Annotated in this window: 16 protein-coding genes; 12 read left to right on the forward strand and 4 right to left on the reverse strand. The window is 67.8% G+C overall.

The window, feature by feature from the left end:
• The first annotated feature begins 33 nt into the window (after window positions 1-33).
• The 4 genes from ESD82_RS04590 (at window position 34) to ppx (ending at window position 5,824) form a co-directional block, all read left to right on the forward strand.
• Window positions 34-1,326: an AI-2E family transporter gene (locus ESD82_RS04590; protein ID WP_244314453.1), complete on the forward strand. Its 1,293-nt coding sequence runs from the start codon at window positions 34-36 to the stop codon at window positions 1,324-1,326.
• Window positions 1,327-1,329: 3 nt separating this feature from the next.
• Entirely contained in the window at window positions 1,330-2,019 is a 690-nt protein-coding gene (locus ESD82_RS04595; RefSeq protein WP_147428889.1) for a P-loop NTPase family protein, read from the forward strand.
• A 30-nt stretch (window positions 2,020-2,049) separates the two neighbouring features.
• On the forward strand, window positions 2,050-4,215 hold the full coding sequence (locus tag ESD82_RS04600) for an RNA degradosome polyphosphate kinase (protein ID WP_147428888.1): 2,166 nt from the start codon (window positions 2,050-2,052) through the stop codon (window positions 4,213-4,215).
• A gap of 67 nt (window positions 4,216-4,282) precedes the next feature.
• Entirely contained in the window at window positions 4,283-5,824 is a 1,542-nt protein-coding gene (gene ppx, locus ESD82_RS04605; RefSeq protein ID WP_024844699.1) for an exopolyphosphatase, read from the forward strand.
• Between the two features lie 179 nt (window positions 5,825-6,003).
• Here the strand turns inward: ppx and ESD82_RS04610 are convergent, their stop codons facing one another.
• A complete protein-coding gene (locus ESD82_RS04610; protein WP_028709943.1) occupies window positions 6,004-7,053 on the reverse strand; it encodes a dipeptidase in 1,050 nt (349 codons plus the stop codon).
• A gap of 116 nt (window positions 7,054-7,169) precedes the next feature.
• On the opposite strand from ESD82_RS04610, the gene ESD82_RS04615 reads away from it, so the two are divergent.
• The 3 genes from ESD82_RS04615 (at window position 7,170) to ESD82_RS04625 (ending at window position 8,618) form a co-directional block, all read left to right on the forward strand.
• Window positions 7,170-7,493 carry an antibiotic biosynthesis monooxygenase family protein gene (locus ESD82_RS04615; RefSeq protein WP_147428887.1) on the forward strand — a complete coding sequence of 108 codons (324 nt, stop codon included), beginning with the start codon at window positions 7,170-7,172 and terminating at the stop codon, window positions 7,491-7,493.
• A 102-nt stretch (window positions 7,494-7,595) separates the two neighbouring features.
• Window positions 7,596-8,231, forward strand: coding sequence for a ParA family partition ATPase (gene parA / locus ESD82_RS04620; RefSeq protein WP_024844696.1), 636 nt, complete (start codon window positions 7,596-7,598; stop codon window positions 8,229-8,231).
• Window positions 8,232-8,330: 99 nt separating this feature from the next.
• Window positions 8,331-8,618 carry a hypothetical protein gene (locus tag ESD82_RS04625; RefSeq protein WP_024844695.1) on the forward strand — a complete coding sequence of 96 codons (288 nt, stop codon included), beginning with the start codon at window positions 8,331-8,333 and terminating at the stop codon, window positions 8,616-8,618.
• 48 nt (window positions 8,619-8,666) lie between these two features.
• On the opposite strand, the gene uvrB is transcribed toward ESD82_RS04625, so the two are convergent.
• Window positions 8,667-10,853, reverse strand: coding sequence for an excinuclease ABC subunit UvrB (gene uvrB / locus ESD82_RS04630; protein ID WP_024844694.1), 2,187 nt, complete (start codon window positions 10,851-10,853; stop codon window positions 8,667-8,669).
• A 187-nt stretch (window positions 10,854-11,040) separates the two neighbouring features.
• Between uvrB and ESD82_RS04635 the strand changes: the two genes are divergently transcribed.
• Window positions 11,041-11,352 carry an ETC complex I subunit gene (locus tag ESD82_RS04635; protein ID WP_024844693.1) on the forward strand — a complete coding sequence of 104 codons (312 nt, stop codon included), beginning with the start codon at window positions 11,041-11,043 and terminating at the stop codon, window positions 11,350-11,352.
• 68 nt (window positions 11,353-11,420) lie between these two features.
• Here the strand turns inward: ESD82_RS04635 and ESD82_RS04640 are convergent, their stop codons facing one another.
• Window positions 11,421-12,584: an NnrS family protein gene (locus ESD82_RS04640; RefSeq protein WP_147428886.1), complete on the reverse strand. Its 1,164-nt coding sequence runs from the start codon at window positions 12,582-12,584 to the stop codon at window positions 11,421-11,423.
• A gap of 201 nt (window positions 12,585-12,785) precedes the next feature.
• Window positions 12,786-12,959, reverse strand: a complete 174-nt coding sequence (locus ESD82_RS21715; protein ID WP_167521693.1) for a hypothetical protein — start codon at window positions 12,957-12,959, stop codon at window positions 12,786-12,788.
• A gap of 798 nt (window positions 12,960-13,757) precedes the next feature.
• On the opposite strand from ESD82_RS21715, the gene ESD82_RS04645 reads away from it, so the two are divergent.
• From ESD82_RS04645 to ESD82_RS22420, 4 genes are all read left to right on the forward strand, one after another.
• Window positions 13,758-14,309, forward strand: coding sequence for a thioredoxin family protein (locus ESD82_RS04645; protein ID WP_147428885.1), 552 nt, complete (start codon window positions 13,758-13,760; stop codon window positions 14,307-14,309).
• Window positions 14,310-14,993, forward strand: coding sequence for a phosphoglycolate phosphatase (gene gph / locus ESD82_RS04650; RefSeq protein ID WP_024844749.1), 684 nt, complete (start codon window positions 14,310-14,312; stop codon window positions 14,991-14,993). It abuts the gene before it with no gap.
• Between the two features lie 98 nt (window positions 14,994-15,091).
• On the forward strand, window positions 15,092-15,520 hold the full coding sequence (locus ESD82_RS04655; RefSeq protein ID WP_147428884.1) for a TIGR01244 family sulfur transferase: 429 nt from the start codon (window positions 15,092-15,094) through the stop codon (window positions 15,518-15,520).
• A 42-nt stretch (window positions 15,521-15,562) separates the two neighbouring features.
• Window positions 15,563-15,697, forward strand: a complete 135-nt coding sequence (locus tag ESD82_RS22420) for a hypothetical protein (RefSeq protein ID WP_257154204.1) — start codon at window positions 15,563-15,565, stop codon at window positions 15,695-15,697.
• Window positions 15,698-15,732 lie beyond the last annotated feature (35 nt).

Consider the following 15,732-nt stretch of genomic DNA (forward strand, 5'->3'; position numbering starts at 1 on the left):
GGGACGGGAGCGACAAGACCCATGCAATTGCCGGTGCAGAAACAGATCCTCTATTGGGGCGGCGCGCTGGTCGTTCTGCTGCTGGCGCTCTGGGGGGTGGGCAATGCCGTCATGCCTTTCATCATGGGCGCGGCCGTGGCCTATCTCTTCGACCCGCTGGCCGACCGGCTCGAGCGGCTGGGCCTGTCGCGCACCGCCGCGGTCGTCATCCTCACGCTTTGCGGCCTGCTGCTCGTGGTGGCGCTGTTTCTGCTGCTGGTGCCGGTGCTGGTGCGCCAGACCACGGCGCTGATCGAGACCGCGCCCGAGATGTTCCAGCGCCTCCAGCTGTTCCTGATGACCCGGTTCCCCGAGATCTTCACCGAGGGCAGCCCGGTCAACAGCGCATTGTCCAACATGGGCCAGCAGATCAGCGAGCGGGGCGGGCAGCTGGTCAGCACCGTGCTGGGCTCGGTCATGGGCGTGGTCAGCATGGTCATGCTGATCGTGATCGTGCCGGTCGTCGCCTTCTACCTGCTGCTCGACTGGGACAACATGGTGGACCGGCTGGACGAGCTTCTGCCGCGCCAGCATGCCGGCACCATCCGCCACCTGGGACACGAGATCGACGCGGCGCTGTCGGGCTTCGTGCGCGGGCAGGGCATGGTGATCCTGATCCTGGGCACCTTCTATTCGGTCTGCCTGGGCCTGATCGGCCTGCCCTTCGGCATCGCCATCGGGGTCATCGCCGCCTCGCTGTCCTTCATTCCCTATGTCGGCGTGCTGGTCGGCGGCGCCACCGCCATCGGCGTGGCGCTGTTTTCCTTCTGGGGCGAGCCGGTCTGGATCGGCGCGGTCATCGCGGTCTTCGTCCTGGGCCAGATCGTCGAGGGCAACTACCTGCAACCCAAGATCGTCGGCGGCCATGTCGGGCTGCACCCGGTCTGGTTGATGCTGGCCCTGACGGTCTTCGGCACGCTGTTCGGCTTCGTCGGCCTGCTCATCGCGGTGCCGGCGGCGGCGGCGCTGGCGGTGCTGGTCCGCTTCGGCGTCGCCCGCTACAAGGAAAGCGCGCTCTATACCGGGCGCGAAGTGCCCTCGCCGCCGGCGCCGCCGACCATGGTCGAGCTGGTGCCGCGCGGCACGACCGAGCGGGCGCGCCAACTGGCGCAGATGTCGCGCGACGTGGCGGTGGCGCAGATCCATCGCGAGGAGCACCTGGCGCATCTGCTGGAGAAACACCAGCACCGCCAGCAGGCCGGCGAGATCCCCGATGCCGAGGGCCCGCCTTCGCCCTCCGAGCTTTGGACCGAGGCGCGCGACAGCCTGCGCGGCAAGGACGACTGAGCGGTGGCCAGACAATTGACCCTGGACCTGACGATGCCGCCGGCCTCGTCTCGCGACGATTTCCTGATCACCGCGGCCAATCGCGACGCGCTGGCCATGCTGGACGTGCCGGGCCGCTGGCCGCAGAGGCGGCTGCTGCTGATCGGCGGGCCGGGATCGGGCAAGTCGCATCTGGTCGGCTTCTGGGCGGCCGAGCATGGCGCGCATGTCAGCCATGGCTGGACCCTGGCTCCCGACAGCGTGGACGAACTGGTCCGCCCCGGCGCCGCGCTGGTCGTCGAGGACGCGCATGAGATCGGCGGCAATGCCACGGCCGAGCAGGGCCTGTTCCACCTGTGGAACCTGGCCGGGGCACGGCAGGCGCTGCTGCTGATCACCGCGCAGGCACCGCCGCGCGACTGGGGCGTGGCGCTGCCCGACCTGCGCTCGCGGCTCGAGACGGCGGCGCAGGCGATCCTGGGCCCGCCCGACGACGCGCTGCTGCCGGCGGTGCTGGTCAAGCTGTTCGCCGACCGCCAGATCCAGGTCGCGCCCGAGGTGGTGGACTGGCTGGCGCTGCGCATGGAGCGCGACCTTGACCTGGCCCGCCGCCTGGTCGCGGCCATCGACCGCGAATCGCTGGCCGACCGCCGCGCCATCACCCGGCGGCTGGCGGCCGAGCTTCTGGACAAGCTCACCCCTGCCGACGCATGATCGCCCCGCGTTTTCCCCAAGTTCCGTGACATGACCCAGGCCGATTTCCTGAAATCTCCCTTTCCCGCCCCGCGCGACCTGCCCGACGGCCCGCCCGAAGGGCCCGCGCGCTTCTTCAACCGCGAGATCAGCTGGCTCGCCTTCAACTGGCGCGTGCTGGACGAGGCGCGCAATCCGCGCGTGCCGCTGCTCGAACGGCTGCGCTTCCTGTCGATCTCGGCCACCAATCTCGACGAGTTCTACACCGTGCGCGTGGCCGGGCTGCGCGAGTTGGTGCGCGAGGGCAACACCACCCTGTCCGACGACGGGCTGACCGCGGCCGAGCAGCTGGCCCTGGTCAATGCCGATGCGCGCCGGCTGATGGGCGCGCAGCAGGCGGTCTGGAACGGCCTGCGCCGCGAGATGGAACAGGCCGACATCGCCATCCTGTCGCGCGGCCGCGTGACCCGCGCCGAGGAGGAGTTCCTGCGCCGGCATTTCATGGACCAGGTCTTTCCGGTGGTCTCGCCCCTGGCCATCGACCCGGCGCATCCCTTTCCCTTCATCCCGAACACCGGCTTTTCGCTGGCGCTGGAACTGGCACGGGAAAGCGACGGGCGGCAGATGCAGGCGCTGGTGCCCATTCCCCAGCAGATCGCCCGCTTCATCCCGCTGCCGGGCGGCAAGCGCTTCCTGCGGCTGGAAGACCTGCTGCTGATGCATCTGCCCAGCCTGTTCCCCGGCTATCGCGACATCGGCCATTGCGCCTTCCGCGTGCTGCGCGACAGCGACCTGGAGGTCGAGGAGGAGGCCGAGGACCTGGTGCGCGAATTCGAGACGGCGCTGAAGCGCCGCCGCCGCGGCTCGGTCATCCGGCTGAAGATCACCGCGGGCGCGCCCGACCGGCTGCGCCGGGTCATCATGCAGGAACTGAACGTCGATCCCGAGGAGGTGGTTGAGGTCGAGGGCCTTCTGGGCATGGCCGACCTGCGCGAACTGGTTCTGGACAGCCGCCGCGACCTGCAATGGCCCAGCTTCACCCCGCGCGTGCCGGAACGGGTGCAGGACCACCATGGCGACATGTTCGCGGCGATCCGGCAAAAGGACATGCTGCTGCACCACCCCTACGAGACCTTCGACATGGTGGTGCGCTTCCTGGCGCAGGCGGCGCGCGACCCGAACGTGCTGGCGATCAAGCAGACGCTTTACCGCACCTCGCGCGACAGCCCCATCGTCGACGCGCTCTGCGAGGCGGCCGAATCGGGCAAGTCGGTGACGGCGCTGGTCGAGCTGAAGGCACGTTTCGACGAGGCCGCCAACATCCGCCAGTCGCGGCGGCTGGAACGCTCGGGCGCGCATGTGGTCTATGGCTTCATGCAATACAAGACCCATGCCAAGATCAGCGCCGTGGTGCGGCGCGAAGGCGACCAGCTGGTGACCTATACCCATTTCGGCACCGGAAACTATCACCCGATCACCGCGCGGATCTATACCGACCTGTCGCTGTTCACCTGCGACCCGGCGCTGGGGCGGGACGCCTCCAAGGTGTTCAATTTCCTGTCCGGCTATGTCCAGCCCGAGGGGCTGGAAAACATCGCCATCTCGCCCATCGACCTCAAGGAGCGGCTGCTGGAGCTGATCGCGCGCGAGGCCGATTTCGCCCGCCGCGGCCGCCCGGCCGAGATCTGGGCCAAGATGAACAGCCTGATCGACAAGGACGTGATCGAGGCGCTTTACGCCGCAAGCCAAGCCGGGGTTCGGATCAACCTGGTGATCCGCGGCATCTGCGGGCTGCGTCCCGGCATCGCGGGCCTTTCGGACAACATCCGGGTGAAATCCATCGTCGGCCGCTTCCTGGAACATTCCCGCATCGTCTGCTTCGGCAACGGCTTCGGCCTGCCGTCCAAGCGCGCGCGGGTCTTCATCAGCTCGGCCGACTGGATGGGGCGCAACCTCAACCGCCGGGTCGAGGCGCTGGTGGAATGCTTCAACGAGACGGTGAAGGCCCAGATCACCAGCCAGGTCATGGCCGCCAACATGGCCGACGAGGCGCAAAGCTGGCTTCTGCAGCCCGACGGGCGCTATCTGCGCTATCTGCCGGCGGGGCGCGACGACCTGTTTTCCTGTCACAAGTTCTTCATGGAAAACCCTTCATTGTCGGGACGCGGCAGTGCGGGTGCCCGTGACGTTCCGGCTTTGATGCACTCGACGGATTGACGCGAAGGGGCCAATTGCCCCATCCAAGGCGCGCGCCCGGCGTGGTAACGGAATCGAGAGGAACCCGATGAACGGCATCCTGACCGCAAGCGGAGAAACCATCGAACCCTTCGGACGCTCGCTGTTCGAACGCGCCTCGGAACGGGCGCTGAGCCGGGTGGGCGTGGTCGATGTCGGCTCGAACTCGATCCGCATGGTGGTCTTCGACGGGGCGGCGCGCTCGCCGGCCTATTTCTACAACGAAAAGGTCATGGCCGGGCTGGGCTCGGGCCTGGCCACCACCGGGCGGCTGAACCCCGAAGGCGTGCGGCGCGGCATGGCAGCCCTGCGCCGCTTTGCGGTCCTGGCCGACAGCATGGGGATCAAGCCGCTGACCTGCGTCGCCACCGCCGCCGTGCGCGAGGCCGAGGACGGCCCCGCCTTCCACAAGGCGGTCGAGAAGGAGACCGGGCTGAAGCTCTGGGTCATCGACGGCGAGGAAGAGGCGCGGCTTTCCGCCCAGGGCGTTCTGCTGGGCTGGCCGGATGCCAAGGGGCTGGTCTGCGACATCGGCGGCAACTCGATGGAACTGGCCGAGGTCGAGAACGGCAAGGTCGGCCGCCGCATCTCGACGCCCCTGGGTCCGTTCCGGCTGCAACAGGTCAAGGGCGGCGCCTCGGGGCTGCGCGACCATATCCGCGAGACCATCGAGACGGCGGCCGAGCGGCTGGGCCGCGGGCATGAGCAGATCTACCTGGTCGGCGGTTCCTGGCGGGCCATCGCGCGGCTGGACATGGAGCGGGCGAAATACCCGATGACCGTGCTGCACGAATATCGCATGTCGCCCCAGGCCGTCGCCGACACGGTGAAATGGATCGGCGACCGGAGCGTGGCGGACATGCGGGCGATGACCGGCATCTCGCAAAGCCGGATGGAGCTGGTGCCGCTGGCCAGCCAGGTGCTGCGCCAGCTGGTGCAGAGCTTCAAGCCGAAATCGCTGGCCGTGTCCTCATACGGCATCCGCGAAGGGCTGCTTTACGAACAGATGCCGGCCGGGTTGCGCTCGCGCGATCCGCTGATCGAGGCGGCGCGCTTTGCCGAGCGGCAGATGGCGCGGATGCCGGGCTTCGGCAAGAAGCTCTACCAGTTCCTCGAGCCGCTGTTCGGCAACCTGCCGGCCGAGCGCGACCGGCTGGTCCGGGCGGCCTGCCTTCTGCACGACACCACATGGCGCACCCATCCCGATTATCGCGCCGACGCCTGTTTCGACAATGTGACGCGGGCCAACATGGCGGCGCTGTCGCATCCCGAGCGGGTCTTCCTGGGCCTGTCGCTGCTGCATCGCTACAAGAACAGCCGCGCCAATTCGCCCATGGCGCCGCTATTCGCGCTGCTGTCGGACAAGGAGATCCGCGAGGCCGAGGTGCTGGGCAAGGCGATGCGCTTCGGCGCCATGTTCTCGGTCAAGGATCCGGCCGAGGCGGGGACGCTGAAATTGCAGCGCAAGAAGAAGCTCCTGGAGCTGAAGCTGACCCGGACCGGGCGCGCGCTGATGGGCGAGGTGGCCGAGGCGCGGTTCCGCGCGCTGGCCGAGGCGCTGGAGGTCACGCCGGCCGTTACCGGAGGCTGAGGGGCGGGGATTCTCCCATAGCGGGAATCTTCTCTGAATAGACAACTTTACCGTGCAAAGCGGCCGTGGCATTTCCCCGCGCATGGGGGCGGCGATCCTTGTGCGTCTTTGCCGAGTGGTCCGGTTGCGGATCGCCGCCCCCGCGCCCCGCCGGTGCCCCCCGGCAGTCGGGGGTGCATTCAGCCGCCCCAGCTCCGCTCCAGCAGGTCCAGCCAGTTCCGCCAGGCGATCTTCTCGACCAGGTCGCGGCCATAGCCATGCGCCAGCATCGCCTGCACCAGGTTCGGCAGGGCCGCGGCATCGGCCAGATCCTCGGGCATGTCGGCGCCGTCGAAATCGGAACCCAGCGCCACCCCGTCCTCGCCCAGGAACGCAAGCAGGTGATCCAGGTGGCGCAGCATGACCTCGAACCCGTGCATCGGGTCGCGCCGGCCTTCGGGATGCAGGAAGCCCACGGCGAAGTTCAGCCCGACGAGGCCCCGCGATTCGGCGATGACCCGCAATTGCCGGTCGGTCAGGTTGCGCGAACTGGGCGCGACGGCATGGGCGCAGCTGTGGCTGGCGACCAGCGGCGCATCCGAGAGCCGCGCCACGTCGTCGAAACCCTTTTCGTTCAGATGCGACAGGTCCAGCATGATGCGCAGCCGGTTGCATGCGCGCACCAGATCCTTGCCCGCATCCGTCAGCCCCGGCCCGGTATCGGGCGATGAGGGAAAGGCGAAGGGCACGCCATGGCCGTAGCGCGTCGGCCGCGACCAGACCGGCCCCAGCGAGCGCAGCCCCATCGCATGCCAGACATGCAGCGCATCCAGGTCCGGGATCGGCTCGGCACCCTCGATATGCAGGATGGCGGCGATGCGGCCCCGGGCCATGGCCGCGCGGATCTCGGCCGCGGTCCGGCAGATCGCCAGCGTGCCGGTGCGCTCCATCGCCATCAGCTGCCCGGCCTGGGCCAGCGCATGGGGCAGGGCCTGGGCAGGCAGGACTTCGGGCGGCAGGGGCAGGGCGAAGGGCGGGTTCTTCTTGAGCATCGCCGCCAGCGCATCGTCCGGGCCGGGCGGCGAGGGCGTCCAGATCGCGAAGAAACCGCCGGCAAACCCGCCCGCCTTCATCCGCGGCAGGTCCAGATGGCCGCTGCCGTCGCCCTCCAGCCAGAGCCGGTCGCGGCCCGGTCCCGCAGCCACCATGCGCTGCAAGAAATCGTTGTGACCGTCGAAGACCGGAATCATGCTCATGTCCTTTCGCATTGCGCGCCGCCACCATGGCGCGGACGGAAAACCGCTGCAACCTTGCCCGCTTCGCCGTAAGCTGGGCCCAGAGCCAGCCAAGCAGGGAGCCAAGCACCATGACCCGCATCGACAAGGAATTCTCCGGCCAGACCGTGATCTGCACCTTCGAGGTGACGCCCGGCACCGCGCATGACGTGCTGGACGCGCTGAACGACGCCTATGACCAGGTGATCCGGCACCAGCCCGGCTATGTCTCGGGCGCGATCCACCTGAACGATGCCCAGACCCGGATCTGCACCTATTCGCAATGGCGCGACCGGCGCGACTACCAGGCCATGCTGCGCCACCCCGAGATGCGCCAGCGCAACCGCGCCATCCATGGCATGTGCCGCCATTTCGAGCCGGTGATGTACGAGGTGGTCGATACCTGGAAGACCTGATGCGGAAAGCCGATGCTGCGGCTGCGAAAAGCCGTGCATTGCGCAAGCTTAGCCCCTAGTCTGGCAGGAAACAGGCGGGCGATTGCCGGAACGGAGGGGCTCATGGCGGGACGCATCATCACGATTGCCCAGCAGAAGGGCGGCTCGGGCAAAACCACCATCGCGGTCAACCTGGCGGTGGCCCTGCGCGGGCGCGGCCATTCGGTCGCGCTGCTGGACACCGATCCGCAGGGCAGCATGGGGCGCTGGTTCCTGGAACGGCTGGAGCGGCGGGGCGAGGACGAGGCGCTGGAATTCACCACCTCCTCGGCCTGGGGCGCCAGCTACGAATCCGACAAGCTGAAGAAACGCTTCGATTTCGTCATCATCGACACGCCGCCCAAGATCGACAGCGACCTGCGCCCGGCGTTGCGGGTGGCCGACCTGGTGCTGGTCCCAGTGGCGACCAGCCATGTCGACCTTTGGGCGACCGAGGGCGTGCTGGACCTGGCCCGGCGCGAGAAATGCGACACGCTGATCGTGCTGAACCGCACCCGCTCGCATGCGCGCCTGACCGGAGAGGTGGCCGAGGGCGCCGCCGCGCTGGGGGCCGAGGTGGCGGCGGCGCAGCTTGCCAACCGCGTCGCCTATGCCGAGGCGTTGGGGCAGGGGCTGGGCGCGGGCGAGACCGCGCGCCACGCCACCGCCCGCGCCGAGGTCGATGCCCTGGCCGAGGAGGTGCTGGCCACCCTGCGCTGAACCGCGATTCGCGGAAATCCGCCGATCCGCCGGGGTCGGGGAAACCAACCGCCATTCCAGGGGTTAGGTCGGCAGCAAGTCCAGACTCATGAGGTCAAGATGAAACTCCCGCTTTCCCTTGCCGTTCTGGCAACTCCCCTTGCGCTGGCCGCCTGCACGCCCGAGGCGCCGCCGCCCCCGGAACCCGAAACCGTCTCGGTCGATCCCTGCGGAGCGGCGCGTTACAGCCACCTGATCGGCCAGACCTCGCCCACCATCTCGGTGCCCGAAGGGCAGATGTATCGCATTGCCCGCGAAGACCGGCCGATGACCATGGAGATGATCCAGGACCGGCTGACCTTCATCGTGGACAGCCGGGGCAAGCTGCTTTCGGTCAGTTGCAGCTGACCCGGACGCCGGGGGCGCGGCACCCCTGCCAAGCCCCGTTGCCGCGCGTCAGCTGCGCCGCCGCGACCGCTTGTTGCCGCCGCGCTGCCCGGCCCGCCCGGCGGTCGAGCGTCCCGAGGATTTGACCGCCGCCTCGGCCGCCTCCTCGATGGCGGATTGCCGGGCCAGCGGGTCGTCGGCCACGGCCAGTTCCACCGCCTCCAGCCGCTTGACCTCGTCGCGCAGCCGCGCGGCTTCCTCGAATTCCAGGTTCTCGGCCGCCTTGCGCATCTGCGCCCGCAGCGCGTCCAGATGCGCCGCCAGATTGGCGCCGACCAGCGGCTTCTCGATCCGCGTCGTGATGCGCGCCTGATCGGTATCGCCCTGCCACAGCCCGGCCAGCACGTCCTCGACATTCTTGCGCACGGTTTGCGGCGTGATCCCATGCGCCTCGTTATAGGCGATCTGCTTCTGGCGCCGGCGCTCGGTCTCGGCCATGGCGCGTTCCATGCTGCCGGTGATGCGGTCGGCATACATGATGACCCGGCCGTCGGCATTGCGCGCCGCCCGGCCGATGGTCTGGATCAGTGAGGTTTCCGAGCGCAGGAAGCCCTCCTTGTCGGCATCCAGGATCGCCACCAGCCCGCATTCCGGGATGTCCAGCCCCTCGCGCAAGAGGTTGATGCCGACCAGCACGTCAAAGGCCCCCAGCCGCAGGTCGCGCAGGATCTCGATGCGCTCGATGGTGTCGATATCGCTGTGCATGTAGCGCACGCGGATGCCCTGTTCGTGCAGATATTCGGTCAGATCCTCGGCCATGCGCTTGGTCAGGGTCGTGACCAAGGTGCGATAGCCCTGCGCCGCGACCTTGCGCACCTCGTCCAGAAGGTCGTCCACCTGCATCTCGACCGGGCGGATCTCGACCTGCGGGTCCAGCAGGCCGGTGGGGCGGATCACCTGCTCGGTAAAGACGCCGCCGGTCTGGTCCAGTTCCCATTGCGCGGGGGTGGCGCTGACAAAGACCGATTGCGGGCGCATGGCGTCCCATTCCTCGAATTTCAGCGGCCGGTTGTCCATGCAGCTGGGCAGGCGGAAGCCATGCTCGGCCAGGGTGAACTTGCGCCGGAAGTCGCCACGATACATGCCGCCGATCTGCGGCACCGAGACATGGGATTCGTCGGCAAAGACGATGGCATTATCCGGGATGAACTCGAACAGCGTCGGCGGCGGCTCGCCCGGCGCGCGGCCGGTCAGATAGCGGGAATAGTTCTCGATCCCGTTGCAAACACCAGTCGCTTCAAGCATTTCCAGGTCGAAGTTCGTGCGTTGCTCAAGCCGCTGCGCCTCCAGCAGCTTGCCCTCATCGGTCAATTGCTTCAACCGCACCTGAAGTTCGGCGCGTATCCCTTTGATGGCCTGTTGCAAGGTCGGGCGAGGGGTGACGTAATGGCTGTTGGCATAGATGCGGATCTGCTTGAAACTGTCGGTCCTGGCGCCGGTCAGCGGATCGAATTCGGTAATTGATTCAAGCTCGTTGCCGAAGAAGTCGAAGCGCCAGGCCCGGTCTTCCAGGTGGGCCGGCCAGACCTCGATCACATCGCCGCGCACCCGGAAGCCGCCGCGCTGGAAGGCGGCGTCGAGGCGCCGGTATTGCTGCGCCACCAGTTCGGCCAGGAACGCGCGCTGGTCGTAGCTTTCGCCGACCACCATGTCCTGGGTCATCGCCGAATAGGTCTCGACCGAGCCGATGCCGTAGATGCAGCTGACCGAGGCGACGATGATGACGTCGTCGCGCTCCAGCAGGGCGCGGGTGGCCGAATGGCGCATCCGGTCGATGGCCTCGTTGATCTGCGATTCCTTCTCGATATAGGTATCGCTGCGCGGGACATAGGCTTCGGGCTGGTAGTAGTCGTAATAGCTGACGAAATATTCCACGGCGTTTTCGGGGAAGAAGCCCTTGAACTCGCCGTATAATTGCGCAGCCAGCGTTTTGTTCGGGGCCAGGATGATGGCGGGTCGCTGGGTCGCCTCGATCACCTTGGCCATGGTGAAGGTCTTGCCGGTGCCGGTGGCGCCCAGCAGCACCTGGTCGCGCTCGCCCTCCTGGATGCCTTTTGCCAGTTCGGCGATGGCGGTGGGCTGGTCGCCGGCGGGCTGGAACTCGGAATGCATGACGAAGCGCCGGCCGCCTTCCAGCTTGGGCCGGCTCACCTCGGGAAAGCGCGCGACGGGGGCGTTGGTGTTGTTGTGGCCCATGGTTTCACCTTTGTTCCTGCCTGGGTCAATCTGGCGCATTCGCGCCCCAATGCAAGCCCGGCCGGGGAATATGCGCCATGCGGGGGCGGCAATCCGGCCGCGATGGCGGGAAATCGCGCCAGGGGCATCTTGATCGCCCGGCCGGCTTCGGGGATAAGGCGGGAAGCAAGAACAGAGGGTTCCCGCCATGCGCGTCCGCATCTACAAGCCCGCCCGCAACGCCATGCAATCCGGCACCGCCCGCACCAAGAACTGGGTGCTGGACTTTCCGCCCGCCGATCCGCGCGAGATCGACCCGCTGATGGGCTGGACCAGCAGCGACGACACCCAGAGCCAGGTCCGCCTGCGCTTCGAGACCCGCAAGCAGGCCGAGGATTACGCGCGCGAACATGGGCTGGATTACGAGGTGATCGAGCCCCATACCCGCGCCCCGAACATCCGCCCCCGCGGCTATGGCGAGAATTTCGCCCCCGACCGCCGCGCGCCCTGGACGCATTGAGCCAGGGCGGATCGGCGAGCCAGGGCGGATCGGCCGCCGCGGCTGCCGGACGGTCAGGAGCCGGGCGGTCAGGAGCGGCGGGACGCACTCAGCACCGGTCTGGGCACCGGTCCCAGCAGCGCGCGCCGGAAGTCCCACAGGAAAAGCGTCCATCCCGCCATCCAGCCCGCCGCTGAAAGATGCAGTAGCAGCGCCCATGCGTCCGCGCCGGCACAGCACATCAGCAGGCGCATCAGCACGGCCAGATTGACGAGGCCGAAGGCAAGGGCCAGCGGGCGCGATACCGCAAGCCGGCCTGCTTTGCGCGCCATGGCCGCCCGTCCCATGATCGCAAGCATCATCGTGCCCATGGCGCCCATGGTGATGGCGTGAATCGCCGTGGTCATGTCGAGCCCGGCCGAGGGTCGCTGCGACAGGCCCGCCAGGACCAGGCCCAGCGGCAGCCATAGCCAGGCCAGATGCAAAAGCAGCAGCGCCGGGTAGCGGCCGGCACGCCAGCTGCGCCACAGGACCATGCGGGCCAGTTGCAGGATGCCAGAACCGATCAGGAGCGGCCCGGCAAGCCCCGGGCGATCCAGCAGCAGCGCCGCCATGGCCAGAAGCAACCCCAGCAAGCCGGCGCCGGCAAGCCAGCGCGGCTCGGTCGGGGGCGGCCGGCCGGAGGACGCGGCCCAGTGCCGGGTGAATGCCGCAAGGGCGCGGCCACCCACCAGGCAGAGGAGCAGCGCGAACAACAGGGGCGCCATGTCCTGCGCAAGGCCTGCGGCAACGGGCCCCGGCCCGGCGATGGCCAGCGCCTCGACGCCGCCGAGGACCAGGGGCGCCAGCGCGAGCGGCAGCTTCCGCCAGACCCCGGCCCTTGCGGCCCGCCATGACAGCAGGCTGCCCAGAACGAGGAAATAGGCCGTCGCCGTCACAAGGCCGAAGGGTCCAGGCGGGCCAAGGGCGAAGGCCAGCCGCCCGGCAAGCCACAGCGCCACCATGACCGCGGTCGTGGCCGGCGCGACCCTGGGGCGGCCGGTCCATGCGGGCAATGCGGTCAGCAGATAGCCCCCGACGGCCGCACCGCCCATGCCGAACAGCAGTTCATGGCGATGCCAGGAGGGTGCATCGACGCCGATCCCGGGCGGAATCAGCCAGACCGATGGCACGAGAGCCGCCCAAAGGCCGGCCAGAAGAAACAGCGGGCGATGCGGCGCCAGCCACAGCCCATGGGTCAGAGAGCGAAGCATCGGTTTCCGGCAGTTGCCGCGAATGCCGCATAGCGCAGAAGAGCGCGGAGGTTGTCAACAGGCCGGCAGGGCGGCTTCCGCCCGCCAGCGGTCCCAGGCGCGCGCGATCCTTGGGTTTCAGCCGATCGAGGCCGCTGGCCGCCCGCCTGGCGTCGGGGATGCGCCTGACACGCCGGCAGAGCTTGCGTCGCTTCGCCTCGGCTATTCTGGGCATGGCATCTGCATCCGGCTCGGGGCAATCCGCAGCGGTTCGTCACCCAGCCGCGGCTCCAGGCCGCGCAGCTTGCGCAGATGCAGCAGGAACCGGTCTTGGAAAAACGCGGCGATCTCGTCGGGATCGAAGCCGCGGGTAAGCAGGAACGGGACGCGGGACATGCGGGGTTTCGGCCTGGCAAAGCCCGGCCGTGGATGGAGGTTCGATCCGGATCGGCTTGGGGCAGGGGGCTGGCCTGCCTGGCTGGAACAGTGCCGCGGTTGTTAGCGGGACGGGGTCCGATGCACACCATTACGCGCTGTGCGATGCACAGGTCCAGGAGATGACGTGATCTTTCGCCTGATACCGGGCAGCGCCATGCCTAGGATGAAAAGCTGTGCTTGCAGGGTGATTATGACGGGCATGGATGGCATTCCTCGCAGCATGATGGGACCGGGCGGGAAAGCTGGCGCTTCCCGGGGCATGGGATGGAAATTTCGGCTGACCTGTCTCCCGGCGAGATGCTCAGGTCGCCATGGCCGGGCTGGACCTGCGGACGAAGCGGCGTTGCCTGGGCTGCGTCAACAGGAAGAATCCGCCCGCGGCTGCCCAGAGGCCGCGCATCCGCGCGCTGATCGCCGGCACCGCAGCCCTAGGGCAACACACTGTATTCTAAATAAATATCCTTGGAGACAGCCCGCGAATAGCCATCGTTTGGCCGAAAATAGCCGCCGAAATGGCTCTCATCCGACCAATGTTCCGGTGATCGCGACTGGAAGCCGCCCGCGTTGGGTCGTTTAAATAGATAATCCGAATTATGTAAACAAAATTCCGCCTGAAGCAGGCGCGCCGGGCTGCGACTTATTAGCCATGGCGGGTACAGGCACTTTCTTTCCATCTTGCCGCATCATAGTCTGCTGGGTGAACCCCGCAATTTCGGCCGCCGCGAGTCAGGCGGCCTCGACCAGCAAGGAGAGCCCATGGCCGTTCGTCCTCCGGTTTGCGATTTCGGTGCCAAGGCGCCGGACTTCACGCTGCCTGATCCCGATGGCCGCATGGTCTCGTTTCGCGACATCGCCGGGACGCGCGGCACGCTGGTCATGTTCATCTGCAACCATTGCCCCTATGTGCAGGCCGTCATCGACCGCATTCGGCGCGACGCCGCCGAATTGCAGCAACTGGGCATCGGCGTCGTGGCGATCTCGGCCAACGACGTCGGCGAATATCCGCAGGATGGACCCGAGCAGATGAAGATCGAGGCCGAGAAGCACGGCTTCACCTTTCCTTATCTCTATGACGAAAGCCAGGACGTCGCGCGCGCCTATGGCGCCGAATGCACGCCGGATTTCTTCGGCTACAATGCCGCGGGCGAGTTGCAGTATCGTGGCCGACTGGACGCCTCGGGCCGCAATCCCGCCCCGCCGGATGCCCGGCGCGAGCTGTACGAGGCCATGGTGCAGATCGCCGAAACCGGGCAGGGCCCGCGCGACCAGGTGGCCTCGATGGGTTGCTCGATCAAATGGAAGGCGTGAATGAACATCTGCTTTGCCCCCTGCCCCGTGGTTTTCGATCTTGACGGCACATTGATCGACAGCGTGCCCGACATCCATGCCTGCGTGAACGCGGTATTGCGCCTGCATGGCGTGGCGCCCCTGACGCTGGATCAGGTTCGCGGCTTCGTCGGCGGCGGCGTCGACCTGCTGTGGCGGCGCGTCATCGGCACCACCGCGCTGCCGGTCGAGGCGCATCGCGACCTGGTTGCCTCGTTCATGACCCGCTATCACGACGCCACCGGCCTGACCCGGCTTTATCCCAATGTCGCCGAGGCGCTGGGGATCCTGGCCGATCGCGGCTATCCGCTGGGGCTTTGCACCAACAAGCCCCTGGGCCCGACGCGGGCGATCCTCGACCATTTCGGCATCGCGCAACTGTTCGGGGCCGTGGTGGGCGGCGATTCCCTGCCCCAGCGCAAGCCCGATCCGGCCCCCCTGCGCGCGGCTTTCGCCGGCCTGGGCGCCGATCCCCTGAATCCGCGCGGGGTCTATGTCGGCGACAGCGAATTCGACGAGGAATGCGCCAGCAACACCGGCGTCCCCTTCCTGCTGTTCACCCGCGGCTATCGCAAGACTCCGGTCGAGCAGATGACGCATCGCGGCACGTTCGACGATTTCGCTCGCCTGCCGCTGCTGGTCGAGGAAACCTCGGCGGTCGGCTAGGTTCATCCGGCATCGCGGCGCTTGACAGGACGGCAAAACGGAAGGAACCGTCGCCGCATGCCGCCATTCCGGCCCGACCGAAGCCCAAGGAGCTCCGCATGGACCTGCGACAACTGACCCCCGACCTTGCCGTGGCCGCCCAGATCCGCCCCGAGGATCTGCCAGCCTTGGCCGAGGCCGGCTTTCGCGTGCTGATCAACAACCGCCCCGACGAGGAGGTCGGCCCGGACGAGGGTGACGAGGCGATGCGCGCGGCGGCCGAGGCGGCGGGGATGGCATATCACTTCAACCCCTTCCCCCCCGGCCAGATCACGCCGCAGATGATCTCGGCCCAGGCCGAGGCGCTGGCCGCGCCCGGACCCAAGCTGGCCTATTGCCGGTCCGGCAACCGCTCGACCGTGCTCTGGGCGCTGGCCCGCGCCGGACAGGAACCGGTAGCGGATCTGCTTCAGACCGCGGCACGGGCGGGCTACGATCTTTCGGGTGTCCGACCGCTGATCGAATCACTGGCCCGACAGGATGTCTGATCGCCGTCGGCCGGGAACCTTGGCCGACGCGGCGGGTTTCCCATGCGACAGCCAGCGATCGGGCGGATCCCTTGCCCGGCCGGCCCAAGGGAGGAATCCGTCATGAACTCGATCATCTATCTTGTCGGCCTTGTCGTCGTAGTGCTGTTCATCCTGGGGCTTCTGGGCCTGCGCTGACATCCTGCCTGCGATTGGCGCTGGCCTTTCGCGCC

It is taken from the genome of Paracoccus pantotrophus (assembly GCF_008824185.1).
Classification (GTDB): Bacteria; Pseudomonadota; Alphaproteobacteria; order Rhodobacterales; family Rhodobacteraceae; genus Paracoccus; species Paracoccus pantotrophus.